Origin of the sequence: Yoonia ponticola (genome assembly GCF_014199395.1) — a bacterium.
GTDB classification, from domain to species: Bacteria; Pseudomonadota; Alphaproteobacteria; order Rhodobacterales; family Rhodobacteraceae; genus Yoonia; species Yoonia ponticola.
In genome coordinates this window covers 100,397-123,092 of record NZ_JACIJM010000005.1, presented here as the reverse complement: position 1 = coordinate 123,092, position 22,696 = coordinate 100,397, and the positions used below count along the sequence as shown (strand labels likewise).

Genomic DNA, 22,696 nt, shown 5'->3' with positions numbered 1-22,696 from the left:
CAGAGGTATCCAAAGAAACTATGAATATTTGCACTACACGCCCACTTTTTCGCGACTTGTGATCACAGCCACAAAAGGTGTGATCACAAATTCACACGTAACCTGCGACGCCAGACGCGATTTTCCTCGAAAAATCGTTACCCCGTCGGCATCAACGCCCAGTAATCAAGATCAAGCAAGACATCGGGAAGGTACTTTCCATCCGCGCCTCTTAACGCGCCCGCCGCCGTCTTTGTCGCAACCAATCGCAGCCTGATCGCACCAACGCCCGGCGCTGATGTTTCCGCAGTATCCAACACTTCGGACCATGCCCGCACTGTGTCGCCAGCAAAACAAGGGTTCGCATGTGCGCCGCCATTCAGCGCGACAATCATCTGCGCATTCGCCAAGCCGTTAAATGACAACGCCCGTGCCAGCGAAATCACATGACCGCCGTACATTAACCGTTTCCCATCGGGCCGGAATGTCGCGTCAAAATGCACCTTGGCCGTGTTTTGCCACAGGCGCGTTGCCATCATATGCTCGGCTTCCTCAATGGTGACACCGTCCACATGGTCGATAACCTCGCCCACTTTATAATCGCTCAAACGATGCGGCTCGCCTGCCAGCGCATAGTCATACTTCGTGAAATCAAGTCCCTGCGGAATCACCAGATCAGCCGGATCGACCACCTTCGCCAGATCAGGAATCACCGTTTCGGGCGCCGGACCGTCGCTTTTTTTACGCACCATCACCCAGCGCACATAGGACAGCAGCAGTTCGCCATGCTGGTTACGCCCCTCGGTTCGCACCCAAACAACACCGGATTTCCCGTTGGAGTTCTGTTTAACACCAATGACCTCAGAGGTCGCCGTCACCGTATCACCGGGCCACAGCGATGTATGCCAACGCCCCTCAGCATAGCCCAAATTCGCAACCGCATTCAGCGACACATCGGGCACGGTCTTGCCAAAAACCGTGTGAAACGTAATCAGATCATCCAACGGGCTAAACGGCAGCCCGCAATTTTGGGCAAATTGATCCGACGAATGCAGAGCATGACGCGCAGGATACAGCGCATGATACAACGCACGCTCTCCCATTTTGATCGTGCGCGGAACGGCGTGCGTAATCACATCGCCAACCGCATAATCTTCAAAAAAGCGGCCTGCATTCGTTTTGGGTGCCATTATTGCTGACCTAACTTCATCTCGGGGGAATAAGGGGTGTCGACGTCCTTGGTCACGGCTTGACCACAGCGCATCACGCCGTTCGCATGGTCAAACGCATAAGTCGGATCGCCGTACAGCTCCCAACCTTTGGATAGCGCAAGCGAGACCTTGTGGCAAAATTCCGAACTGTCGTCTTCGGTCAAGAGGCGGTAGATTTTCATGTCTTATCCAAACGGGTTGTAGCCAAGGAAAATATGGATTGTAGCGACGACGAGAAAGACAACGACCGTCGCGATCACGGCTGTTATTTCTTTCTTCACAGGCACTTCATGATACGGTCCGCGCGGCCCTTCGGCCTTGCTGACGACGATCATTTCCGCGATCGCCCAAGCAGCCATGCCCCCGAACAATACGAAGGACGGGGTATCACCGTTCACCAAAATATGCGCCACTGACCAAACCACGACGGCAGTCAGTTGCGGGTGACGAATAACCTTTGTGATTTTCGTTTTTGCGCCGGAGGAGGCAAACAGATAAAATGCGAACAACATCAACAGGTTATTAACACCCGTCAAAGCAGGACTGCGGCCCCAATAAAACGCACCATCGGCCATGCGATAACCGATCACCATCAGCACGATAGCGACGACAGAGCCGACGGCGACGATGCCCTTCCCTTTGTCCCCGAATTTCGCCCGCTCTTGGGGCGCAATACGCTTCCAAAAGTGAACACCCGACCATAGGATCAGGCCAGCAATAATATAGATCATGATTTCTCCAACGTGGCGATAGCTGCGGCTTTCGCCAACGTCGCCCGTGCGGTCACAATGTGCAAGTTCTCAACGATCTTTCCGTCCACAACAGCGACGCCCTGCCCTTCGGCCTCTGCCGCCTCGAACGCCGCGATTTGACGGGTCGCAAGCGCTATATCCTCGTCAGACGGCCCGAACGCAGCATTACAGATAGCCACCTGCGCGGGATGGATTAGTGTTTTTCCATCGAACCCCATATCACGCCCCTCAGCACATTCGATTGCGAGTCCATCGTCATCCTTAAACGCATTATACACCCCATCTAACGCCACAACCCCATGCGCCCGCGCCGCCAAAAGGCAATGCTGCAAGGCCGCCGTCATCGCCGGACGGCTTCGCGCAGTCAGGTCCTTGGCAAGGTCATTCGTCCCCATCACAAACCCTTTGAGCCGCGGATGTGCTGCAATGCTCGCGGCATTCAAAATCCCCAACGGCGTTTCCATCATCGCCCAAATTGGCAAATCAGGGATCATTTCAGCCAACGCATCCAAATCCGCAGGACTATTCACTTTAGGCAGCAAGACGGCATCACAATCCATCGCAGCGACGGCTGCTGCATCATCATGACCCCATTCTGTATCTAAACCGTTAATACGCACGATTTTTTGACGCGGGCCGTATCCACCGGCGCTGAGCGCGGCGGCCAAAGTCGCCCGCGCTTCGACCTTTGCGTCAGGAGACACAGCATCTTCGAGATCAAAGAGGATAATATCGACAGGCAAGCCACGCGCCTTGTCCAACGCGCGATCCTTGGAACCGGGAATATAGAGGGCTGAACGGGCTGGGCGGGTATCCATCGAATCTTCCTTCGCAATAATGTTGCGCAACAATGACCAAAAACCACACAATCATTCAACCCGAAATGCGCCGCAGCGCAGCGAAAACCGATATTCGGGGCCCTGGCTTTGAGGGTTGGCGGCCATTTAACATCACAAGCATGGATGACGTTAAGCACGCTCAAATCGTCCCAAACCACCAGAATCGGCGGTATAAAGAGGCGCACCAGCAGCCCAAATCCATACAAAATCGACACACTTTTATGCTGCCTTAACAAACCAAAATGCAGAAAATATCACATGCTATCAGAAAGTTAACCCAAACTTAAGAATCATCTGCGAACATGCTGCAACGCCGCACACTTGCACCGCGCAACACAACAGACTAGGCATCTGGGCAAATTCACCCCTCAGAGGATACCTCTCATGGCTAGACCTAAAATTGCCCTTATCGGCGCTGGACAAATCGGTGGCACGCTTGCGCACCTCGCAGCTGTCAAAGAATTAGGCGACGTCGTCCTGTTCGACATCGCCGAAGGTGCGCCGCAAGGCAAAGCACTCGACATCTCCGAATCTGGCCCAGCGGGCAAATTCGACGGGTCTTTCAAAGGGTCCAACGACTACGCCGACATCGCAGGCGCAGACGTTTGCATCGTGACAGCTGGTGTTGCACGTAAACCAGGCATGTCCCGTGATGACCTGCTGGGGATCAACCTCAAGGTTATGAAATCCGTTGGCGAAGGCATCGCAGCCCATGCGCCAAACGCATTTGTGATCTGCATCACCAACCCGCTTGACGCGATGGTTTGGGCGCTGCGCGAATTTTCCGGCCTGCCACACCACATGGTTTGCGGCATGGCTGGCGTACTTGATTCCGCACGCTTCCGTCATTTCCTTGCCGAAGAATTCAACGTTTCCATGCGCGACGTGACTGCATTCGTTCTGGGCGGCCACGGCGACACAATGGTGCCACTGACGCGCTATTCCACCGTTGCGGGCATCCCATTGCCAGACATGATCGAAATGGGCTGGACCACACAGGAAAAGATGGACGCAATCGTTCAGCGTACACGTGATGGCGGTGCGGAAATCGTTGGCCTGCTGAAAACAGGTTCCGCGTTCTACGCCCCTGCAACATCCGGCATCGAAATGGCCGAAGCCTACCTCAAAGACCAAAAGCGCGTCCTGCCATGTGCAGCACACGTTGATGGCGCTTACGGCTTGAACGGTTTCTACGTTGGCGTGCCAACAGTGATCGGTGCCGGTGGTATCGAACGCGTTGTCGAGATCAAAATGAACAAAGACGAGCAAGCGATGTTCGACAAATCCGTCGACGCCGTCAAAGGCTTGGTCGCTGCTTGTAAGGGCATCGACGAATCACTTGCATAAACGAGCTTGCAAGACATGCGAAAGGGCGTCCCATAGGGGCGCCCTTTTTCGTTGAGCCGCGTCGGCGGTGCCATTCGATCAGCGGCTTCCCGCCACCCCGTGCGCCTAAAATGTCCAACAATCATTAACGAATCATATGTTAGCGCGAACGCGCTACATTTTGTGATCACACCCCAAAACACTGTGATCACAAATGTCGGTTTTTTTGGGTGATCATAAAATTGGCAGTTTTTTCTTAACCCATGATATGTTTCAGTCAACAAAACTCACCCCAACCGAGGGACAGACATGAACATCCACGAATACCAAGCCAAAGCATTGCTCAAATCTTATGGCGCCCCCGTCAGCGACGGCCGCCCGGTGATGAAAGCCGAAGACGCGAAAACAGCCGCTGGCGAAATGGATGGCCCGCTTTGGGTTGTAAAGGCGCAGATCCACGCTGGTGGCCGCGGCAAAGGTTCTTTCAAAGAAGCTGACGCTGGCGACAAAGGCGGCGTGCGCCTGACAAAATCTGTTGAAGAAGCAGCTGAAGAAGCCAAGAAGATGCTGGGCCGCACATTGGTCACGCACCAGACAGGCCCTGCTGGCAAGCAAGTGAACCGCGTCTACATCGAAGATGGTTCCGGCATCGAAACTGAAATGTACCTCGCGCTGCTCGTGGATCGTCAAACATCCCGCATTGGCTTTGTTGTCTCTACCGAAGGCGGCATGGACATCGAAGAAGTCGCCGAGAACACGCCAGAGAAAATCCTCAACTTCACAGTTGATCCTGCAACGGGCTACCAAGCTTACCATGGTCGCCGCGTCGCCTTTGCGCTTGGTTTGACTGGTGCGCAGGTTAAGCAGTGCGTCAGCTTGATGGGTATTCTGTACAAAGCATTCACCGAAAAAGACATGGAAATGCTCGAAATCAACCCGCTGATTGTTACTGACAAAGGCGACCTTAAGGTTCTCGACGCCAAAGTTTCTTTCGACGGCAACGCAATCTACCGTCACCAAGACATCGCCGCCCTGCGCGACGAAACTGAAGAAGATCCAAAAGAGTTGGCAGCGTCGAAATATGACCTGAACTACATCGCTCTTGAAGGTGAAATCGGCTGCATGGTGAACGGTGCTGGTCTTGCGATGGCCACAATGGACATCATCAAACTCTACGGCGCAGAGCCCGCTAACTTCCTTGATGTTGGTGGCGGTGCGACCAAAGAAAAAGTGACTGAAGCGTTCAAAATCATCACGTCTGATCCAAACGTAAAAGGCATCCTTGTGAACATCTTCGGCGGTATCATGCGCTGTGATGTGATCGCGGAAGGCGTTGTCGCTGCGGTGAAAGAAGTCGGCTTGAAGGTTCCACTGGTTGTTCGTCTCGAAGGTACAAACGTGGAAGAAGGCAAAGCGATCATCAACAATTCCGACGTTGATGTGATCGCTGCTGACGACTTGAAAGATGGCGCTGAAAAGATCGTGAAAGCGGTCAAAGGCTAATCGACACCATCGTAGCCGCACATCGCATGTGGCATCCATATTTGGGTGCCACTCGACAGAGTATAACGCTTTTTAGGGAGAAATCTTATGTTTAAGTCAGTTTTGGTTAGCGCGTCACTCCTCACACTTGCGGCAGGATGCGAATATGCGCTTGGCACAACGGGTCAAGATACCAGCTTTGAACGGGTCGGGACGCTGAATTGCACCACCGGAACACCATCAGAACAGGCCTTTGCCGTCGGAACAGCCCGTGACCCAGTACGTTGTGGCCCGCAAAGCCAGCCAGTCGAATAATCGATCTTTAACGTTAAACTATCGACGTTCGATCAAACTTGAGAGGAGTGAATTTTAAGCGAATTGTGACTGCAACATCTCGTCAACCTTTGGCACCTAGACCTGTTTTCAAGGCACAACACTGTGCCAGTCAGATCAACGCACCGAAGGATGACACCAATGTTTAAGCCAATGCTCGTACTTATCGCCCTCACCGCAACAACAGCTTGCATGAATACAGAGGGAGCAACGCAAGTCAGCCGTAACCACACTGGTCACGTTTCGAGTTGCCCCGGTTTGACAGGCGTCAGCGCGCAGTACTCACAACCCGTCGCAGGCTTGCCTGTCCGATGTGGCCCACAATCCGCTTCGCCTTACACTCGTCAATAACCACTACTCACATCCCATCGCGGCTCGCTGCGCTGGGATACCCCGAAACACCGCAGCGACAGCTGTCGCAACCAAACGAACAAGGACACGAATAAGTCAAATTTGCGCCTAATTTTTGCTTCACCCGCAGATCATTCAAGTTTTAGATAAACTAGAGATGAACGGCGAATAATCATGATTAAGCAAGCAATTCTTGTCCTTTCTACCCTGTCAATGGCCGCTTGTGTCGGCGCAGGTACGCAAACGACGAACTACGAAAAGTCCGGTACACTGACGTCATGTCCTGGTGTGACTGGAATTAGTGCAGAATATTTGGTCCCAGTTGCAGGTCTTCCTGTGCGTTGTGGTCCACAAACAGTGAGCCCGGTCACCTACAGGTAAGGTTCGGGCCCCCATAGCGTAAAATGCGTTGTGGGACGAACCAGAAGGGTGAAACATGCGGGGCACACCGATCAAACTACTGGCGACAGGCTTTATGGCCTGTGGCCTTTTTGCATGTACTGGCCCCGAATTAGCCAGCTTGCCCGTGCGCGAGGCGCCACAAGCCGAACGTCCTTATTCTCCTGACGTCGATGGCGCTCCACTCCGTGGTACAGCCGTCGCCATTGCCATGGCGGAAACGCCATGAGCCTGCACATTTTCTCAACATTTCATGCGCTGCAAACATCTGCCCTCAACGGTAGCAGTCAGCCCAATGTCGTGCCTCATGCAACGACCTGTTGCGGTCATCTGACCAATCAAACCACTCTAACCGACGCCCAGTAAGGACTAAACTTATGGCTATTCTCGTCAACGAAAACACCAAAGTCATCTGCCAAGGCCTCACCGGCTCGCAGGGGACATTCCACTCCGAGCAAGCGATTGCTTACGGGACCAAAATGGTCGGTGGCGTGACCCCCGGCAAAGGCGGTCAAACACATCTGGACCTGCCGATCTTTAACTCTGTCCACGAAGCGAAATCTGTCACCGAAGCCAATGCTTCCGTGATCTATGTACCGCCGCCGTTCGCTGCCGACTCGATCCTCGAAGCAATCGACGCCGAGATGGAACTGATCATCTGCATCACCGAAGGCATCCCCGTTCTGGACATGATGCGCGTGAAACGTGCCCTCGAAGGGTCCGCATCCCGCCTGATCGGGCCTAACTGCCCGGGTGTTATCACGCCTGATGCCTGCAAAATCGGCATCATGCCAGGCCACATCCACAAACGTGGCTCCGTGGGTGTTGTATCCCGTTCCGGCACACTGACATACGAGGCAGTGAAACAGACATCCGATTCCGGCCTTGGCCAGTCCACGGCTGTTGGCATCGGCGGCGACCCGATCAAAGGGACTGAACACATCGACATCCTGAACATGTTCCTAGACGACGATGAAACACATTCGATGATCATGATCGGTGAAATCGGCGGTTCCGCAGAAGAAGAAGCCGCAGAATTCCTCGCAGCCGAGCGTAAAAAAGGCCGTTGGAAACCAACTGCTGGCTTCATCGCAGGCCGCACAGCGCCTCCAGGCCGCCGCATGGGCCACGCTGGCGCGATTGTTGCCGGTGGTAAAGGCGACGCAGAAAGCAAAATCGAAGCGATGAAATCCGCAGGGATCATCGTGGCAGACAGCCCAGCGACATTGGGCGAAGCTGTACTCGAAGCAATCGCGAAATAATTGGTCTGGGCGGGGGCAACCCCGCCCACCGACACCAAAAGACGAAGGCACCAATGGGACTGCTAGACGCCATAAGATCCGGTGTAACCAACACCTTTCAGGCCACGGACCGTGAAACACGGACCGTGTTTTCGCGGTTTACGCTGGCAGCGGTGGGTCTGATTTCCGCAATCATTCTTATGCAATTCTCCCTGCCCGTCACGACATACCAACTCAACAGCATCGCCACGTTCGGCGACCTGCTTGTGCAACACCTTGATACGCTGCCCGTCACGACATGGCTCATCATCTTGTTGCCAACTTATTCCCTTTTGACGGCGTCATTTAGCCTGAAACTGTTCGCCCCCACCGTTTCCGACACCCCCCTCAATGAGGTCCGCTCATGAACGACCAATCCCCAAACGACGTTTTCCACGCCTCTTCCTTTATGCAGGGCCACAACGCGGAATACATTGAACAACTTTACGCCCGCTACGCCGACGACCCCAATGCGGTTGACGAAAGCTGGCAGGAATTTTTCAAGTCTCTCGGCGATGCACCCGCAGACGCCAAGGCAGAGGCGGCAGGTCCGTCATGGGGCCGTATGGACTGGCCACCGGTCCCAAACGACGACCTGACAGCTGCACTTGATGGCCAATGGGCGACGGAACCGGACGCTGCTGGCAAGAAAATCAAAGACAAAGCCGCTGAAAAAGGCGTCGCGCTTGGCGAAGAACAAGTCCGCGCTGCCGTTCTCGATTCCATCCGCGCGTTGATGATCATCCGCGCCTACCGTATTCGCGGCCACCTTATCGCGGACCTCGATCCGCTGGAAATGCGCGAAACAGGTGACGCTCACGCGGAACTGGACCCGAAATCTTACGGTTTCACTGACGCCGACATGGATCGCCCGATCTTTATCGACAATGTGCTGGGTCTTGAAATCGCGACGATGAACGAAATCATCGCGATCGTGCGCCGGACATATTGCGGCACATTTGCGCTGCAATACATGCACATTTCCAACCCTGAAGAAGCGGGCTGGCTCAAGGAACGCATCGAAGGTTACGGCAAAGAAATCAGCTTTACCCAGAATGGCCGCAAGGCGATCCTGAACTCGCTGGTACAGGCCGAAGGTTTCGAAAAGTTCTTGCACGTCAAATACATGGGCACCAAACGCTTTGGCCTTGATGGCGGCGAAAGCCTGATCCCTGCGATGGAGCAGATCATCAAACGCGGCGGCCAATTGGGCATGGAAGATATCGTCATCGGTATGCCGCACCGTGGTCGTTTGTCCGTCCTCGCCAACGTGATGGAAAAGCCTTACCGCGCGATCTTTAATGAATTCCAAGGCGGATCGTTCAAACCCGAAGACGTCGATGGTTCTGGCGATGTGAAATACCACCTCGGCGCATCAAGCGACCGGTCTTTCGACGATAACACCGTACACTTGTCGCTGACCGCGAACCCGTCTCACCTAGAGGCGGTGAACCCTGTTGTTTTGGGTAAAGTACGCGCTAAACAAGACCAGAAAAACGACGAAGACCGCACAAAAGTCATGGCGATCCTGTTGCACGGCGATGCAGCATTCGCAGGCCAAGGCGTCGTTGCCGAAGGTTTCGGGCTGTCCGGTCTCAAGGGTCACAAAACCGGCGGCACGATGCATATCGTGGTGAACAACCAGATCGGTTTCACCACTGCGCCGCATTTCAGCCGCTCTAGCCCCTACCCGACTGACATCGCTCTGATGGTTGAGGCGCCGATTTTCCACGTCAACGGCGACGATCCCGAAGCTGTGGTTCACGCCGCGCGGGTCGCGACTGAATTCCGTCAGAAGTTCCACAAAGACGTTGTTCTGGATATCATCTGCTACCGCCGCTTTGGTCACAACGAAGGCGACGAGCCGATGTTCACCAACCCAGTGATGTACAAAAAGATCAAGAAACAGAAAACGACACTGACGCTTTATACCGAACGTCTCGTCAAAGACGGCCTGATCCCAGAAGGCGAAATCGAAGACATGAAGGCCGCGTTCCAAGCGCACCTGAATGCCGAATTCGAAAGCGGGAAAGAGTACAAACCGAACAAGGCCGATTGGCTTGACGGCAAGTGGTCGCATCTGGATCGTCAAAAAGAGAAATACCAGCGCGGTAAAACAGCGATTTCCAAGGAAACCTTCGCTGAAATCGGCAAGGCACTGTCCACAGCCCCCGTCGACTTCCCGTTGCATAAAACCGTGACGCGCTTGCTTGATGCCAAAGCCAAGATGTTTGAAACTGGCGAAAACATCGACTGGGCCACCGGCGAGGCGCTGGCTTTCGGGTCGCTCCAGACCGAAGGATACCCCGTGCGTCTGTCCGGTCAGGACTGTACACGCGGCACATTCAGCCACCGTCACTCTGGCCTGATTAACCAAGATAACGAAGATCGCTACTACCCGCTGAACCACATCCGCGAAGGTCAAGCACAGTACGAAGTCATCGATTCAATGCTGTCGGAATACGCGGTTCTTGGCTTCGAATACGGCTATTCACTGGCCGAACCAAACGCGCTGACCTTGTGGGAAGCCCAGTTCGGTGACTTTGCCAACGGCGCGCAGATCATGTTCGACCAGTTCATTTCGTCAGGCGAATCCAAATGGTTGCGCATGTCGGGCCTCGTTTGCCTGTTGCCGCATGGTTATGAAGGCCAAGGACCGGAACACTCTTCCGCACGTCTGGAACGCTTCTTGACCATGTGCGGCGGCGACAACTGGATCGTGGCGAACTGCACAACGCCTGCGAACTACTTCCACTTGCTGCGGCGTCAGTTGCACCGGACATTCCGTAAACCGCTGATCTTAATGACTCCGAAATCCTTGTTGCGCCACAAATTGGCCGTCTCCAAGGCCGAGGAATTCACCACAGGATCGTCCTTCCACCGCGTCCTTTGGGACGATGCACAGCAGGGCAACTCGGACACCACATTGGTCGCAGACGACAAAATCAAAAAAGTCGTCATGTGTTCCGGCAAGGTTTACTACGACCTGCTCGAAGAACGCGACGCCCGTGGCATCGACGACATCTACATCTTGCGCTTTGAACAATTCTACCCGTTCCCAGCCCAATCAGCCGTGAACGAACTGAAACGGTTCCCGAACGCTGAAACCGTCTGGTGCCAAGAAGAACCCAAAAACCAAGGCGCTTGGTCGTTCATGGAACCCAACCTCGAATGGGTCCTGACACGCATCAAAGCGAAAAACGCCCGTCCGGCCTATGCCGGTCGTGCCGCCGCCGCATCCCCTGCGACCGGTTTGGCCAGCCAACATAAAGCACAGCAAGCAGCGCTCGTAGACGACGCGCTGACGATTAAAGGAACAAAGTCATGAGCACCGAAGTACGCGTCCCGACACTGGGTGAATCCGTCTCTGAAGCCACCGTTGCCACATGGTTCAAGCAACCGGGCGACACCGTCGCAGTTGACGAAATGCTGTGCGAGCTGGAAACCGACAAAGTAACCGTCGAGGTCCCATCACCAGTTGCGGGCACATTGTCCGAAATCGTTGCGGCCGAAGGCGAAACAGTGGGCGTTGACGCGCTGCTGGCCCAAATTTCCGAAGGCGACGCAGCACCTGCACCCGCCGCCAAAAAAGAAGAACCCAAAGCCGCCGCAGCACCAGCGCCCGCAGCCGCTTCCAAAGACGTCGAAGACGCCCCATCTGCCAAAAAACTGATGGCAGAGAACAACTTGTCAGACGTTGAAGGCACAGGCAAAGACGGCCGTGTGATGAAAGGCGACGTGCTGAACGCGCTGTCATCATCAACACCAGCGACCAGCAGCGCACCACGCGCACCCGTCGCCGCAGATCAGGCATCCCGCGAAGAGCGCGTGAAGATGACTCGCCTGCGTCAGACCATCGCCAAACGTCTGAAAGAGAGCCAAAACACCGCTGCCATGCTGACCACCTACAACGAGGTCGACATGACCGAGGTGATGTCGCTGCGCAACGAATATAAAGACCTGTTCTTGAAAAAGCACGGCGTCAAACTTGGCTTTATGTCTTTCTTTACAAAGGCTTGTATCCACGCCCTGAACGAAGTGCCAGAAGTGAACGCCGAAATCGACGGCACCGATGTGGTTTACAAAAACTACGTCAACATGGGCATCGCGGCGGGTACGCCAACCGGTCTCGTGGTTCCTGTGTTGAAAGACGCCGACCAAATGTCATTCGCAGGTATTGAGAAAGCGATCGGCGAAATGGGCGGCAAGGCGCGTGACGGCAAACTGTCCATGGCAGACATGCAGGGCGGCACGTTCACGATTTCCAACGGCGGTGTTTACGGATCGCTGATGTCCTCGCCGATCCTGAACCCCCCACAGTCCGGCATCCTCGGCATGCACAAAATCCAAGACCGTCCAATGGCGATCAACGGTGAAGTTGTGATCCGCCCAATGATGTACCTCGCCCTGTCCTACGATCACCGCATCGTCGACGGCAAAGGCGCTGTGACGTTCCTTGTACGGGTCAAAGAAGCGCTGGAAGATCCACGTCGGTTGTTGATGGATCTGTAATCTCGATGGTCACCCTCGGGCTTGCCCCGGGGGTCTCCGACGGCTGGGGGCGACGCGATGTTCGTCTACATCATGACAAATAGACCAAATGGCACGCTCTACACTGGCGTTACAAATGATCTGATACGTCGTGCCCATGAACACCGCACACATTTGAACAAAGGTTTTTCTGATCGCTACAACTTGGAAAAACTTGTCTGGTTCGAGCAACATGTAGCCCCTGCAGAAGCCATTCGGCGAGAGAAGGCGATCAAAAAATGGAACCGTGCTTGGAAAATTGAACTCATCGAAAATCAAAATCCAGATTGGCACGATCTTTGGCCAGAGATCGTCGGATCTAGTCCGACGATGACATCGAAAGCAGACCAATGACACCTGAACTCACCGTCCTCGCCCTCGCAGGCATCCTGCAAGCGGTCCAATTCTTCGCCTATTCCGTCTTTGCCAACCTGCAGGTTGGACCAAAAGCCGCGATGGGACCACGCGACAAATTCATCCCGCTCACAGGCACCGCTGGCCGCCTGCAACGCGCGTTGAACAACCATTTCGAAGGGTTGATCTTTTTCACCCTCGCCGTCGTTGTCGTCGTGCTTGGCGACAAAACCACAGGTTTTTCCGCAACCTGCGCGTGGACCTATCTCGGCGCGCGCGTCCTTTATATCCCCTGCTACACATTCGGGCTGACCCCTTGGCGTTCACTCGTTTGGGCCGTAGGGTTCATGTCAACGATGCTGATGATCGTGTCAGCGCTCTTATTCTAACGCGGCGGTGCACGCCTTGTGCACGTGTTGTGCACGCAAGTCACACCGCCAATTCGCCTCAGGAGACTCCCCATGGCTAACTACGACGTCATCATTATCGGATCAGGCCCCGGCGGCTACGTGTCCGCAATCCGCTGCGCTCAATTGGGCCTGAAAACGGCCATCGTCGAAGGCCGCGAAACGCTTGGCGGCACCTGCCTGAACATCGGTTGTATCCCATCCAAAGCACTGCTGCACGCGACCCACATGCTGCACGAAGCTGAACATAATTTCAGCGAAATGGGCCTGAAAGGTAAAACACCGTCGGTCGATTGGGACCAGATGCAGACCTATAAAAATAACGTCATCGGCCAGAACACTGGCGGCGTTGAGTTCTTGATGAAGAAGAACAAAATCGATTGGCTCAAAGGCTGGGGTTCGATCCCTGAAGCTGGCAAAGTCAAAGTCGGTGACGACGTTCACGAGGCAAAAAACATCATCGTCGCGACAGGCTCAGAGCCATCATCATTGCCCGGTATCGAGGTCGACGAAAAGACCGTTGTGACCTCTACAGGCGCGCTTGAGCTTGGCAAAATTCCAAAGAAAATGGTCGTGATCGGCGCTGGCGTTATCGGGCTAGAGTTAGGTTCAGTTTACGCCCGCCTAGGCTCTGATGTCACCGTGATCGAATTCCTCGACGCGATCACACCCGGCATGGACGCCGAAGTCGCTAAGACGTTCCAGAAACTGCTGACGAAACAGGGACTTAAGTTCACTCTCGGGGCTGCCGTGCAAGGCGTCGAAACCAAGAATAACAAGGCCAAAGTCACCTACAAACTGCGCAAAGACGACTCTGAGCACACAGTTGACGCCGATACGGTTCTGGTCGCAACAGGCCGGAAACCCTACACCACAGGTTTGGGTCTAGAGGCGCTTGGCGTTGAACTGTCCGACCGTGGCCAGATCAAAACTGACGGCAAATACGCGACGAATGTTGCAGGCATCTATGCCATCGGTGACGCGATCACTGGTCCGATGTTGGCCCACAAAGCCGAAGACGAAGGCATGGCCGTCGCTGAAGGTATCGCAGGCCAGCAGCCGCACGTGAACTACGATGTGATCCCGGGTGTGATCTACACGCACCCAGAAGTTGGCAGCGTCGGCAAAACCGAAGAACAGTTGAAGGAAGAAGGCCGCGCGTACAAAGTCGGCAAATTCCCGTTCTTGGGCAATGGCCGCGCCAAGGCGAACTTTGCTGGCGACGGCTTTGTGAAGCTTATCGTTGACGCCGCGTCTGACCGCATTTTGGGCGCACATATCATCGGCCCAATGGCTGGCGATTTGATCCACGAAATCTGCGTCGCGATGGAATTTGGCGCCGCAGCCGAAGATATCGCACGGACATGCCACGCGCACCCGACCTACTCCGAAGCAGTACGCGAAGCCGCCCTCGCCTGTGGCGACGGCGCAATCCATATGTAAATTACTCTTGCTGGCCTCTTTACGGGGGCCAGCAGACTCACATGTTTGCGCCATATGCGCGCAGACCTATTCGACACACCTGCCCGCATCAGCTATCGCCTCCGCAAATTTGCAAGCAGGTCCCCTAGCATGTCGCCAGAAGCTACCATCCTAATCATTAACATCGCGTTATTGGGGTTCGCCTATTTGTGGGCTTACCCAAGCTTGCCCGTGAAAACATGGCGGGCAATTATGGTGCGGGACGTTGCGATCAGTGTCGCGGCGTTGACTTTGGCTGCTGCATTATTTGCGGGGCGCAATATCACGTTTCATATGGTTCTGTTCAACACGAACTGGCTCGTTTTTTCCATCATAACCATGATGTTAATCGAAACGCCGTTATTCGCTTGGTTCGCCCAAAAGCACAACTTACGGCTCAACGATTTGGACCCACGCGACGACGATTAATGTATGCGTCGTCACATACATTCCCAGTTAGAACCACATGTTAACCACAATCTCGGGCCAAGCATTGGAAAAGTAACCATATCCGGGAATGCCCATGCTTCGCCTCATCGCCATGTTGACCACGTGTTTCGTCGCAAGTTCTGCCCAAGCCGCCCCTCTGTCCTGGACCCAGACGACCAATTGGGTGTTGTGGCAATATGGCGGCATCGTATTTGCTACCCTGTTGGTTTTATTCGCGATTTTGCATAAGCGTGGCAGCCCTGCTGTCGATGAAATCGTCGTCCCTTCGGTTCCCGCGACGCCGATGTTCGAAGAAACGCTGCTGACGACGTTGTTCCATACGGCCCGCTTGAACGGCGAGATCAGCCAGACCGCGATGCAGGCCCTTTTGCGGTCTTATAAAAACTTGACCGGTAAATCTGTGAGCCAAAACATGATCACTGCGAAATATGCCCATCAGGCCGAAACCGCAGATTTGCTCAGCATTATGGCCCCATTTTCGCGGATCGAACGCGATACAATGATGCGCGGCTGCGTTGATGTGGCTGTCGCAAACGGCGAGATCGGCCCACGCGAGAACGATTTTCTGCTAGAGTTGAAGACCGCATTGGATCTCGACAGCACTGTGCTTCACAATCAGATCAGGGCCGCACTGCGTCCCGATGTGACCGTCCCGCCGCGTCAGTTTTTGGCCGCTTAAGCCTTTAACATCCGCAACCCTTGGGTCGCGTCTGTGCGAACTGACAGGCGCAATCCCGGCTCGTCACCGGCTTTGAGCGCCGCGAGAATCAACTTGTGGTGGTAGGGCGGTTCGGTCCGGTTCAACCGCCCATAGAGCGCCCGCATCGTCGGCCCGAGCTGCAACCACACGGTTTCCATCACCGCCAGCATCGCAGGTGCCTGCGCGCGCAGATACAACGTGCGGTGGAATTCGAGGTTCATGCGGATATAGCCCGACGCATCATGCCGCGCGACCATCTGGCTGACACCATGGTTAATCGCCTCAAGCCGTTCGATCAGCGCGAAATGCGCACGAGGCAGCGCACGACTGGCCAGCTCAGGTTCAATCATCGCCCGTAATGACGCGAGTTCTTCGATGCGGTCATTTGACAGCTCTGGCGTAGAGACTCGGCCCGACGACGACAGGAACAACGCGCCCTCGGCGACCAAACGGCGTACTGCTTCTCGGGCGGGCGTCATGGATACGCCGAAATCCTTGCCGATCCCGCGCAGCGTTAATGCCGCACCGGGCGCGATTTCTCCGTGCATAATTTGGGTTCGCAACGCGCGATACACCCGTTCATGGGCGGCGGTCGTCGGGTCAAGGGCGCGTGGTGTTATCATGGGCTATTTGTGATCACAAACGAAAGCAGCGTCAATCGCCGAACTGCACGCGGTGCAATTGATCCCCGTTTTCACGCAACCAATTGCGGGGCGGCGCGTAATCGCCATAAATCCGCTCAACCACGGCCCAGAACGCGGGCGAATGGTTCATTTGTGCCAAATGCGCGACCTCGTGGGCCGCAACGTAGTCCAGCACCGCAGGTGGGGCCATAATCAGCCGCCACGAATACATCAGCGTCCCCTTCGACGAACACGACCCCCACCGCGACCGCGTATCGCGCAAGGACAGTCGCGCATACGTCTTGCCGATTTGTGCGGCATAGCGATCAGAGGCTTCGGCCAATGCGTCGCGGGCTTTGGTTTTCAGCACCGCTTGGGCCTTTTGCCCTGCCGTCGCCGCATCGGGTACGAATAAAGCGTCGTCGGTCAAGCTCGCCCGCCTACCCTGCCCCACAATCACAGGCAGCGCCCGCCCCGCAAAAGGCACGGTGCCGCCTGCCTGAACCACGTGTAAATCGCGGATCTGGGACAGATGCCCGCGCAGCCATGATTCGCGGTCTTCAAGAAATGCGACGCCTTCTTTCACCCGCGCCCGCTTGGGAATCGTCAGTGTCACGCGCCCATCCAGCCGCGAGACCCGCAAAGACAGCCGTTTTGCGGTTGCAGAGCGCCGCAAAGCCACCTCAATCGGGGGGTTGCCATGCAGAGTATGGTGGCCCATATCGGTGGTTCCGTTGCTGACATATGCCAAAGGCTTTGACACTCCTGTTCGCTTATGGCAGTTGGCAGCGATCCGCTGCAAGAGCACGACCAGATTTATAAGGAATAGCCTATGCCTAAGGAAGAGTGGGGCACAAAGCGCCTCTGCCCCGAAACCGGCAAACGCTTCTACGATTTGAACGCCAGCCCGGTGATCAGCCCGTACACAGGCAAAGAAGTGCCTGTTGAAACCGGCAAGACACGGACAATGGTTGCTGATGCCGAAGATGCGCAGACCAAAAAGATGAAAACCAAGGACGAGGATCAAGAAGACGATCTGGTGCTTGATGACGACGACGAGGATGACGACGATGACGTCGATCTCGGCGACGACGTGTTGGAAGATGACGACGATGACACTGTGTCATTGGAAGAATTGGCCGACGTTGCGACCAACGACAACGACGACTAGTCCGCGTTAAAAGATTTTCGTGATGGGCGGGATTTTTGATCTTGATCTCGCCCGCCACGCTGCATAGACAGCAGCACGCAACATACGTTGCACCCTTGCGGCAATATCCGCATGTGATGGGGCCTTAGCTCAGCTGGGAGAGCGCCTGCATGGCATGCAGGAGGTCAGCGGTTCGATCCCGCTAGGCTCCACCATCACCACCAACCCCATATAAATCAATGGCTTACAGCAAATCATTGACCAGCATTGACCACATTCATTGACCATGCTTATCGACCCGTTGATGTACCCACACTACTACTGCGCCTGATCTCGCCCATGACAGGAAACTTGGTTCGCAAACTATACCCTAGCTAGTCTAAGCTCTGCATGAAGATGGTGTAGCGCCACAAAACGACAGGAAGCAGATAATGTACGACAACTCGCCGAAGGTGACGCTGGCAACAATCGGATACGAAGGCGCCAACATTCAGGATTTCATTGAAACGCTACGCGACGCCGGAATAAAATCATTGATCGACGTTCGAGAACTCCCCCTTTCACGCAAGAAGGGTTTCTCAAAGACCGCTCTTGGCCTTGCGCTGGAGGATGCTGGGATTTCGTACACACATGTGAGAGCTCTGGGCGATCCTAAGCCGGGGAGACAAGCTGCGAGGGCTGGAGACATGAAGGGTTTTCGGCGCATCTTCGGAGAGCACATGAAGCTATCAAGTACGCAAGACGCCTTGGAGGCACTTCTTCCCACGGTAAGAGCAGGTGGCGCTTGTTTGCTGTGTTTTGAGCGTTGCCATAGCGACTGTCATCGGTCCATAGTTGCGGACGCCCTTTCTCAACGAGTTGACATTGAATTGTCGCATATAGGTGTCCGTCATGGAATTGCAGAGTGCACCAACACTTAGCTCAGGTACCACTGAAGCCATAGTTCTCATTAAAGCTGCTCCCGTCATAGGCATAAAGAATGGGGAGACCGTTTGCTGCGCAGGGGTCGATCTGTATGGTAACTGGTTGCGCCTCTACCCCGTTTCCTTTCGCGTTCTAGAGGACGGTAAGCGGTTCAAGCGATGGGACAAAGTTAGGTTTGATTGGCGTCTGCCGCGCAACGACTCACGCGGTGAAAGTAGGCATGTAAACAGTCAAACACTTTCAATACATGGGCACGTTAAAACTTCCGAACGTCGCCCGTTGCTAGATCGCCACATTGTAACCAGCCTCGATGCAGAACTCGAAGCCGGTCGATCTCTAGCGCTGCTGCAGCCTGAAATTTTGGACTTCAAGATCGTTCCCAAGCCTCCGGAGAAGCTTGCAATGCAGCAGGCCAAAATTGATGCTTTGCATAACCAAGAAGACATGTTCATTCCAAAGCCGATAGTACCTGCGAAAGCATGTCCTTACGAATTCAGGTACGTGTATCGAACGGATGATGGAGATCGGAAGGGTACTTGTCAGGACTGGGAGACCGAAGCCACCTACTTCAAATGGTCGAACGAATACGGCGAGCAGAGTGCTCTGGAAAGAATGGCAATTCAATTCGGTGAGGTGCTTCCCAAACGCGGTTTGTATTTCGCCATGGGAACTCACTCCATGTACCCCGAAACGTGGTTAATCAACGGCCTAATCCAACTAAAGCCCAGCGAGCAGGCCTCCCTCTTTTGAAGGCCTTCGATGCGCCAGACCTCAACATTTGTTTAAAGAGATTTAAAAAACAAAATCCCCCCGATGCCCTCAAGCGACATCAACATCAGCGATGATCCGGTAGACACTGGCTCGTCCGATGCCCAGCGCCTTGGCGATTTCGGTCGCACCTGCACCTGCTTGCTTCATCTTAAGTACCTCGTCTGTCTTGGCCTTTGCAGTTGGCTGACGTCCCTTGTACTTGCCAGCGGCCTTGGCCTTCGCGATGCCCTCACGTTGCCGTTCCAGCATGATCTCGCGTTCAAACTCAGCAATGCCACCCAGCATCGTCAGCATCAGCTTCCCAGTGGGTGTTGCTGTGTCCACGCCAAGGCCGAGGATGCGAAGATGTGCGCCCTTGGCGATGATGGTGTTCTGGATGTCCAGCAAGTGCGCAACAGACCGAGCCAGACGATCCAGCTTGGTCACGACCAGCGTGTCCCCTTCACGAATGAAGTCCAAGGCATCAGCCAGCTTTGTCCGGCTGTCCTTGTCTACTGATGACACCTGTTCAGAGAAGATGCGGTCACACCCTGCTGTGGTGAGGTCACGGTGCTGGGCATCAAGTCCTGCTGTCTGGTCGAGAGTAGAAGTACGTGCGTATCCGATGATCATGATGATCGTTGCTCCACATTCATATGAGACATGTAGTGAGACAAGTGCCTCAAAAGGTCAATACCCATTCTTATGAGACTCAGTCACGCCCGAATGACACTGCCTCACATGACCAAGGCCTGTGAGACAACACAAGGTAAGACCAGCAGCCACAGGGCGTTCAGACAAGACTGTGAGCGGCACAACATCTCAGCGGCCAGTCCTTACGCCAAATTCATTGAGATGCGCCCTATGAGCCTCGTTGGGGGCGTGGAGGGGGGGTAAGTTGCGGCGCTACATGTTAGATTGACCCAACAGAATTTTGCTGCCGAAAAAACATGAGATGCAACTGGCCTATGTAAATACACACCTTAATGATGTCATAGGCCAGCGCTACATTCAGCTAGAAGTCAGTGTTCTCTTCGTCCCCCATGGCACCCGTCCAGTCAGCGACAGCCTCTTCTTGTTCCTCTAACCAATCAGCGCCTAGGTGCCACTGTGCAAGCGAGGCAATGTGTGTAGGGAAAGCGTAACCGATGGACAGGGCAAACAACTCCCAATCCTGCCGAGGCGTCATACCGACAACCCGCCGTAACTCTTTGCTGATTGCAGTGGCCTTGACCTCCCGCTGCTCATCAGACATCGGATCAAAGTTACCCATTTCTTCTCTTCGATCTTGCCACCATATGCCTGTCGGTTGTTTGGCTGCGTCATCGCTGGAAGCATCGTTGTTGGCAGCGAACACCTTGCGCCGTTTGCGCATGATTGCGACGGTTTTGTCCGACACACCCGATGATTGGGTGATCTCAGCTTTCGACATTTGATAACCAAACTCCAAAACCATTCGCCAAGCCATGTTGGTTCGCTCCGCAACCGAAAGCGGTAGTGACGCCTTTGATCCTTGCAAGCCAGCTAACTTCCAAGCCTCTTTCTTCGTTCCCTCAAAGATCGTGATGGGGATTTCACGCTGTGTCTTTAGGCTAGCGTATGCTGCCATACGGTGAGCACCGTCTAGCAAAACAGTGCGCCCAGTGAGCACACCTTCGTCAGTCTGTTCCCGCCAAGCTGTGATGGGATCAAGCTCGCGTCCTCGCTTTAATACAGCGGCTAGCGTTCTGATGTGGTCACGATCAAGCCGCAATCCAGCGTGACGGAACGACAGGTTTTGGTCGCGGCAAATCTTCCCTGCCGCAAGGGTTGTCTGAGTTGTCATAAGGCAGTCCTGTGTGGAGTTATCTCTATATGGAGGGGGTAAACAAACGCCCCCTCAGCACTGCCTTCACAGAACGGTAACTGGCACCTTACCTGTTAGTCAAAATCATTTAGACGACCACTCCCCACAACCATATCAGCTCTTTGATGTCGTCGTTAGCCGCACAGCTTCCACACAGGCCACAAGCTGTTCGACTGACGCTCCCTGCGTGTAAACTCCAAACGTGATGTCTCGCTTGTCTGGTTTATGTCCTACCACATCGCCAATCGTTTCTTTGCTTACACCAGCGTGACGCGCCTTCGTTGTGAACCAGCGCCGCGCAGAGTGAAAGTTCACAAGAGAGCGCCGAGTGTTAGCTTGCATATCACTCACCCCCACGGCTTCCCGCCAACGCTTGAAACGTTTCCCGTACTTGTCAGGCGGGTTCTGTGAACCTGTCAATTCATGAAACACCAACGACTGAGGCCCCTTCCCGAGGGTACGACGCTTGATGATGTCGACCAGTTCACTATGAACGGGGACCTTCCTTGCAGCGGCTTCCGTTTTCCCCTGCTGAATATCAAAGAGCATCTTACCATCTGAAAACACGACTTCTTCGACCCACAAGGTCATGATTTCACCCTGCCGCATTCCCGAATACAAAGACACCAGTAGCGCATCCTTCATCAGGTCTTCCCAATCTGAAGCGAGGGGGAAGGTGGTGTTCAGCAGTTTTCCGATCTCAGCGTCAGTGAACGACCGCTCGCGTTGCGGCTTTGCGCCTCGCTCAACGCGGGTTGCTCGCTTTACAACTCTTTGGTCATTCCATGGCCAGCCTGACGTCATGGCTTCCCCCACAGGCAAGCTAACGTGTCCACGCCTTGCGAGGTAAATCCAATACTGCCGCAACGCAGTGAGACGCTTCCGTTGCGTCGCAGGATGCAGATCATCAAGAACAGCGTTCATGTAACGTCCAGCCAAGCGCCGATCCACATCAGCAAGTGACTGCTTACTGCGCTCACACCAGTCAGCGAACATACGGATCAACCCCTGTCGTTCACTCGCAGTCTTAGATGTCAGCCCCGCTGTACTGAGGTATGCATCAACGTGATAGTCAGCTCTCACACGACCTAACATCGCATCCTCAAAGGCTTTGCGACGTGCTGGCCTTAACGAAGACGCTTCAGCCTCCGCAGCATCAATGATTAGGGACAGCTCTTCTTCATCACCGTTATCCTTAGCATCTATCCAAGCTTCCCGTGTAACCACTCCACGCTCAGTCGGAGAAAGCCTGTCCCGCTGCTTGCCTAAAGGTTGACCCAGCAACTCCAACTCAACCCTACGACCAGCTTCGATGTCACGGAACTGAACCCTTGTCACAGCTTCGATCTCATCTCTCTTGGACTTGGCTCTAGCAACGTCTGATGTAAGCAGATTGATCGTCAAAAACTTCGGGCCACCGATCAACTTGTGGACTGCTTTAGGCACCCCCTGTCGATACCAAAACACGTTACCTTTTAACTGTAAGAGTCGCTCACTACGATTGGACTTCACCGCCATTTTGGACACTCATTGACCAACTTCATTGACC

At 54.5% G+C, this 22,696-nt stretch carries 25 protein-coding genes and 1 tRNA gene; 17 read left to right on the top strand and 9 right to left on the bottom strand.

Annotated features, from left to right (window positions below; translation table 11 throughout):
• Positions 1 to 137: 137 nt before the first annotated feature.
• From FHS72_RS09990 to FHS72_RS09975, 4 genes are read right to left on the bottom strand one after another with little or no spacing between them, the layout of a single operon-like run.
• Positions 138 to 1,169, bottom strand: coding sequence for a MaoC family dehydratase (locus FHS72_RS09990; protein ID WP_183528637.1), 1,032 nt, complete (start codon positions 1,167 to 1,169; stop codon positions 138 to 140).
• Entirely contained in the window at positions 1,169 to 1,372 is a 204-nt protein-coding gene (locus tag FHS72_RS09985) for a DUF1737 domain-containing protein (protein ID WP_183528635.1), read from the bottom strand. Before FHS72_RS09985 ends, FHS72_RS09990 begins: the two co-directional genes overlap by 1 nt.
• A gap of 3 nt (positions 1,373 to 1,375) precedes the next feature.
• Positions 1,376 to 1,921: an NnrU family protein gene (locus FHS72_RS09980; RefSeq protein WP_183528633.1), complete on the bottom strand. Its 546-nt coding sequence runs from the start codon at positions 1,919 to 1,921 to the stop codon at positions 1,376 to 1,378.
• Entirely contained in the window at positions 1,918 to 2,760 is an 843-nt protein-coding gene (locus tag FHS72_RS09975; protein WP_183528631.1) for an HpcH/HpaI aldolase/citrate lyase family protein, read from the bottom strand. The genes FHS72_RS09980 and FHS72_RS09975 overlap by 4 nt, the downstream gene beginning before the upstream one ends.
• Before the next feature lie 405 nt (positions 2,761 to 3,165).
• On the opposite strand from FHS72_RS09975, the gene mdh reads away from it, so the two are divergent.
• From mdh to FHS72_RS09910, 13 genes are all read left to right on the top strand, one after another.
• Positions 3,166 to 4,128, top strand: a complete 963-nt coding sequence (mdh, locus tag FHS72_RS09970; protein ID WP_183528629.1) for a malate dehydrogenase — start codon at positions 3,166 to 3,168, stop codon at positions 4,126 to 4,128.
• A 288-nt stretch (positions 4,129 to 4,416) separates the two neighbouring features.
• Positions 4,417 to 5,610, top strand: a complete 1,194-nt coding sequence (gene sucC / locus FHS72_RS09965) for an ADP-forming succinate--CoA ligase subunit beta (protein ID WP_183528627.1) — start codon at positions 4,417 to 4,419, stop codon at positions 5,608 to 5,610.
• 87 nt (positions 5,611 to 5,697) lie between these two features.
• Positions 5,698 to 5,904 carry a hypothetical protein gene (locus tag FHS72_RS09960; RefSeq protein WP_183528625.1) on the top strand — a complete coding sequence of 69 codons (207 nt, stop codon included), beginning with the start codon at positions 5,698 to 5,700 and terminating at the stop codon, positions 5,902 to 5,904.
• Positions 5,905 to 6,709: 805 nt separating this feature from the next.
• Positions 6,710 to 6,901, top strand: coding sequence for a hypothetical protein (locus FHS72_RS09955; protein ID WP_183528623.1), 192 nt, complete (start codon positions 6,710 to 6,712; stop codon positions 6,899 to 6,901).
• 148 nt (positions 6,902 to 7,049) lie between these two features.
• The gene (sucD, locus tag FHS72_RS09950) at positions 7,050 to 7,934 is read left to right on the top strand and encodes a succinate--CoA ligase subunit alpha (RefSeq protein WP_183528622.1); all 885 of its coding nucleotides are present in this window, start codon (positions 7,050 to 7,052) and stop codon (positions 7,932 to 7,934) included.
• Positions 7,935 to 7,987: 53 nt separating this feature from the next.
• Complete coding sequence (locus FHS72_RS09945) at positions 7,988 to 8,320, top strand: hypothetical protein (protein WP_183528621.1); 333 nt, start codon at positions 7,988 to 7,990, stop codon at positions 8,318 to 8,320.
• Entirely contained in the window at positions 8,317 to 11,280 is a 2,964-nt protein-coding gene (locus tag FHS72_RS09940) for a 2-oxoglutarate dehydrogenase E1 component (protein ID WP_183528620.1), read from the top strand. The genes FHS72_RS09945 and FHS72_RS09940 overlap by 4 nt, the downstream gene beginning before the upstream one ends.
• Entirely contained in the window at positions 11,277 to 12,464 is a 1,188-nt protein-coding gene (gene odhB, locus FHS72_RS09935) for a 2-oxoglutarate dehydrogenase complex dihydrolipoyllysine-residue succinyltransferase (RefSeq protein WP_183528619.1), read from the top strand. The genes FHS72_RS09940 and odhB overlap by 4 nt, the downstream gene beginning before the upstream one ends.
• 57 nt (positions 12,465 to 12,521) lie before the next feature.
• On the top strand, positions 12,522 to 12,836 hold the full coding sequence (locus FHS72_RS09930) for a GIY-YIG nuclease family protein (RefSeq protein WP_183528617.1): 315 nt from the start codon (positions 12,522 to 12,524) through the stop codon (positions 12,834 to 12,836).
• Entirely contained in the window at positions 12,833 to 13,225 is a 393-nt protein-coding gene (locus FHS72_RS09925; RefSeq protein WP_183528615.1) for an MAPEG family protein, read from the top strand. Before FHS72_RS09930 ends, FHS72_RS09925 begins: the two co-directional genes overlap by 4 nt.
• 72 nt (positions 13,226 to 13,297) lie before the next feature.
• On the top strand, positions 13,298 to 14,686 hold the full coding sequence (lpdA, locus tag FHS72_RS09920; protein ID WP_183528613.1) for a dihydrolipoyl dehydrogenase: 1,389 nt from the start codon (positions 13,298 to 13,300) through the stop codon (positions 14,684 to 14,686).
• Positions 14,687 to 14,815: 129 nt separating this feature from the next.
• The gene (locus FHS72_RS09915) at positions 14,816 to 15,133 is read left to right on the top strand and encodes a hypothetical protein (protein WP_183528611.1); all 318 of its coding nucleotides are present in this window, start codon (positions 14,816 to 14,818) and stop codon (positions 15,131 to 15,133) included.
• 94 nt (positions 15,134 to 15,227) lie between these two features.
• Positions 15,228 to 15,833 (top strand): TerB family tellurite resistance protein, encoded by a 606-nt coding sequence (locus tag FHS72_RS09910; RefSeq protein ID WP_183528609.1) that lies wholly within the window; start codon positions 15,228 to 15,230, stop codon positions 15,831 to 15,833.
• Here FHS72_RS09910 and FHS72_RS09905 read toward each other — a convergent pair.
• Complete coding sequence (locus FHS72_RS09905; RefSeq protein WP_183528607.1) at positions 15,830 to 16,477, bottom strand: GntR family transcriptional regulator; 648 nt, start codon at positions 16,475 to 16,477, stop codon at positions 15,830 to 15,832. The genes FHS72_RS09910 and FHS72_RS09905 overlap by 4 nt on opposite strands.
• A gap of 31 nt (positions 16,478 to 16,508) precedes the next feature.
• On the bottom strand, positions 16,509 to 17,198 hold the full coding sequence (locus FHS72_RS09900) for a M48 family metallopeptidase (RefSeq protein ID WP_183528605.1): 690 nt from the start codon (positions 17,196 to 17,198) through the stop codon (positions 16,509 to 16,511).
• A gap of 111 nt (positions 17,199 to 17,309) precedes the next feature.
• Here FHS72_RS09900 and FHS72_RS09895 point away from each other — a divergent pair, with 111 nt between their 5' ends.
• The 4 genes from FHS72_RS09895 to FHS72_RS09880 all read left to right on the top strand — a co-directional run bounded on the left by FHS72_RS09895 (position 17,310) and on the right by FHS72_RS09880 (position 19,301).
• Positions 17,310 to 17,648, top strand: coding sequence for a TIGR02300 family protein (locus FHS72_RS09895; RefSeq protein WP_183528603.1), 339 nt, complete (start codon positions 17,310 to 17,312; stop codon positions 17,646 to 17,648).
• 118 nt (positions 17,649 to 17,766) lie between these two features.
• Positions 17,767 to 17,842 (top strand) — tRNA-Ala (locus FHS72_RS09890).
• Positions 17,843 to 18,058: 216 nt separating this feature from the next.
• Positions 18,059 to 18,547 (top strand): DUF488 domain-containing protein, encoded by a 489-nt coding sequence (locus tag FHS72_RS09885; protein ID WP_183528600.1) that lies wholly within the window; start codon positions 18,059 to 18,061, stop codon positions 18,545 to 18,547.
• A complete protein-coding gene (locus FHS72_RS09880; RefSeq protein ID WP_183528598.1) occupies positions 18,519 to 19,301 on the top strand; it encodes a hypothetical protein in 783 nt (260 codons plus the stop codon). The genes FHS72_RS09885 and FHS72_RS09880 overlap by 29 nt, the downstream gene beginning before the upstream one ends.
• A 69-nt stretch (positions 19,302 to 19,370) precedes the next feature.
• On the opposite strand, the gene FHS72_RS09875 is transcribed toward FHS72_RS09880, so the two are convergent.
• From FHS72_RS09875 to FHS72_RS09865, 3 genes are all read right to left on the bottom strand, one after another.
• Entirely contained in the window at positions 19,371 to 19,934 is a 564-nt protein-coding gene (locus FHS72_RS09875; RefSeq protein ID WP_183528596.1) for a recombinase family protein, read from the bottom strand.
• A gap of 382 nt (positions 19,935 to 20,316) precedes the next feature.
• Positions 20,317 to 21,126, bottom strand: a complete 810-nt coding sequence (locus tag FHS72_RS09870) for a ParB N-terminal domain-containing protein (protein WP_183528594.1) — start codon at positions 21,124 to 21,126, stop codon at positions 20,317 to 20,319.
• A 135-nt stretch (positions 21,127 to 21,261) separates the two neighbouring features.
• Complete coding sequence (locus FHS72_RS09865; RefSeq protein WP_183528592.1) at positions 21,262 to 22,665, bottom strand: tyrosine-type recombinase/integrase; 1,404 nt, start codon at positions 22,663 to 22,665, stop codon at positions 21,262 to 21,264.
• Positions 22,666 to 22,696 lie beyond the last annotated feature (31 nt).

Coding starts and splice junctions, on each gene's coding strand:
- FHS72_RS09945 (WP_183528621.1), top strand. CDS start 7,988: ATGGGACTGCTAGACGCCATAAGATCCGGTGTAACCAACACCTTTCAG.
- FHS72_RS09980 (WP_183528633.1), bottom strand. CDS start 1,921: ATGATCTATATTATTGCTGGCCTGATCCTATGGTCGGGTGTTCACTTT.
- FHS72_RS09940 (WP_183528620.1), top strand. CDS start 8,317: ATGAACGACCAATCCCCAAACGACGTTTTCCACGCCTCTTCCTTTATG.
- FHS72_RS09905 (WP_183528607.1), bottom strand. CDS start 16,477: ATGATAACACCACGCGCCCTTGACCCGACGACCGCCGCCCATGAACGG.
- FHS72_RS09930 (WP_183528617.1), top strand. CDS start 12,522: ATGTTCGTCTACATCATGACAAATAGACCAAATGGCACGCTCTACACT.
- FHS72_RS09865 (WP_183528592.1), bottom strand. CDS start 22,665: ATGGCGGTGAAGTCCAATCGTAGTGAGCGACTCTTACAGTTAAAAGGT.
- FHS72_RS09990 (WP_183528637.1), bottom strand. CDS start 1,169: ATGGCACCCAAAACGAATGCAGGCCGCTTTTTTGAAGATTATGCGGTT.
- FHS72_RS09885 (WP_183528600.1), top strand. CDS start 18,059: ATGTACGACAACTCGCCGAAGGTGACGCTGGCAACAATCGGATACGAA.
- FHS72_RS09985 (WP_183528635.1), bottom strand. CDS start 1,372: ATGAAAATCTACCGCCTCTTGACCGAAGACGACAGTTCGGAATTTTGC.
- mdh (WP_183528629.1), top strand. CDS start 3,166: ATGGCTAGACCTAAAATTGCCCTTATCGGCGCTGGACAAATCGGTGGC.
- FHS72_RS09955 (WP_183528623.1), top strand. CDS start 6,710: ATGCGGGGCACACCGATCAAACTACTGGCGACAGGCTTTATGGCCTGT.
- FHS72_RS09880 (WP_183528598.1), top strand. CDS start 18,519: ATGGAATTGCAGAGTGCACCAACACTTAGCTCAGGTACCACTGAAGCC.
- FHS72_RS09910 (WP_183528609.1), top strand. CDS start 15,228: ATGCTTCGCCTCATCGCCATGTTGACCACGTGTTTCGTCGCAAGTTCT.
- FHS72_RS09960 (WP_183528625.1), top strand. CDS start 5,698: ATGTTTAAGTCAGTTTTGGTTAGCGCGTCACTCCTCACACTTGCGGCA.
- FHS72_RS09975 (WP_183528631.1), bottom strand. CDS start 2,760: ATGGATACCCGCCCAGCCCGTTCAGCCCTCTATATTCCCGGTTCCAAG.
- FHS72_RS09870 (WP_183528594.1), bottom strand. CDS start 21,126: ATGACAACTCAGACAACCCTTGCGGCAGGGAAGATTTGCCGCGACCAA.
- FHS72_RS09925 (WP_183528615.1), top strand. CDS start 12,833: ATGACACCTGAACTCACCGTCCTCGCCCTCGCAGGCATCCTGCAAGCG.
- sucC (WP_183528627.1), top strand. CDS start 4,417: ATGAACATCCACGAATACCAAGCCAAAGCATTGCTCAAATCTTATGGC.
- sucD (WP_183528622.1), top strand. CDS start 7,050: ATGGCTATTCTCGTCAACGAAAACACCAAAGTCATCTGCCAAGGCCTC.
- FHS72_RS09915 (WP_183528611.1), top strand. CDS start 14,816: ATGTCGCCAGAAGCTACCATCCTAATCATTAACATCGCGTTATTGGGG.
- FHS72_RS09875 (WP_183528596.1), bottom strand. CDS start 19,934: ATGATCATCGGATACGCACGTACTTCTACTCTCGACCAGACAGCAGGA.
- odhB (WP_183528619.1), top strand. CDS start 11,277: ATGAGCACCGAAGTACGCGTCCCGACACTGGGTGAATCCGTCTCTGAA.
- FHS72_RS09895 (WP_183528603.1), top strand. CDS start 17,310: ATGCCTAAGGAAGAGTGGGGCACAAAGCGCCTCTGCCCCGAAACCGGC.
- FHS72_RS09900 (WP_183528605.1), bottom strand. CDS start 17,198: ATGGGCCACCATACTCTGCATGGCAACCCCCCGATTGAGGTGGCTTTG.
- lpdA (WP_183528613.1), top strand. CDS start 13,298: ATGGCTAACTACGACGTCATCATTATCGGATCAGGCCCCGGCGGCTAC.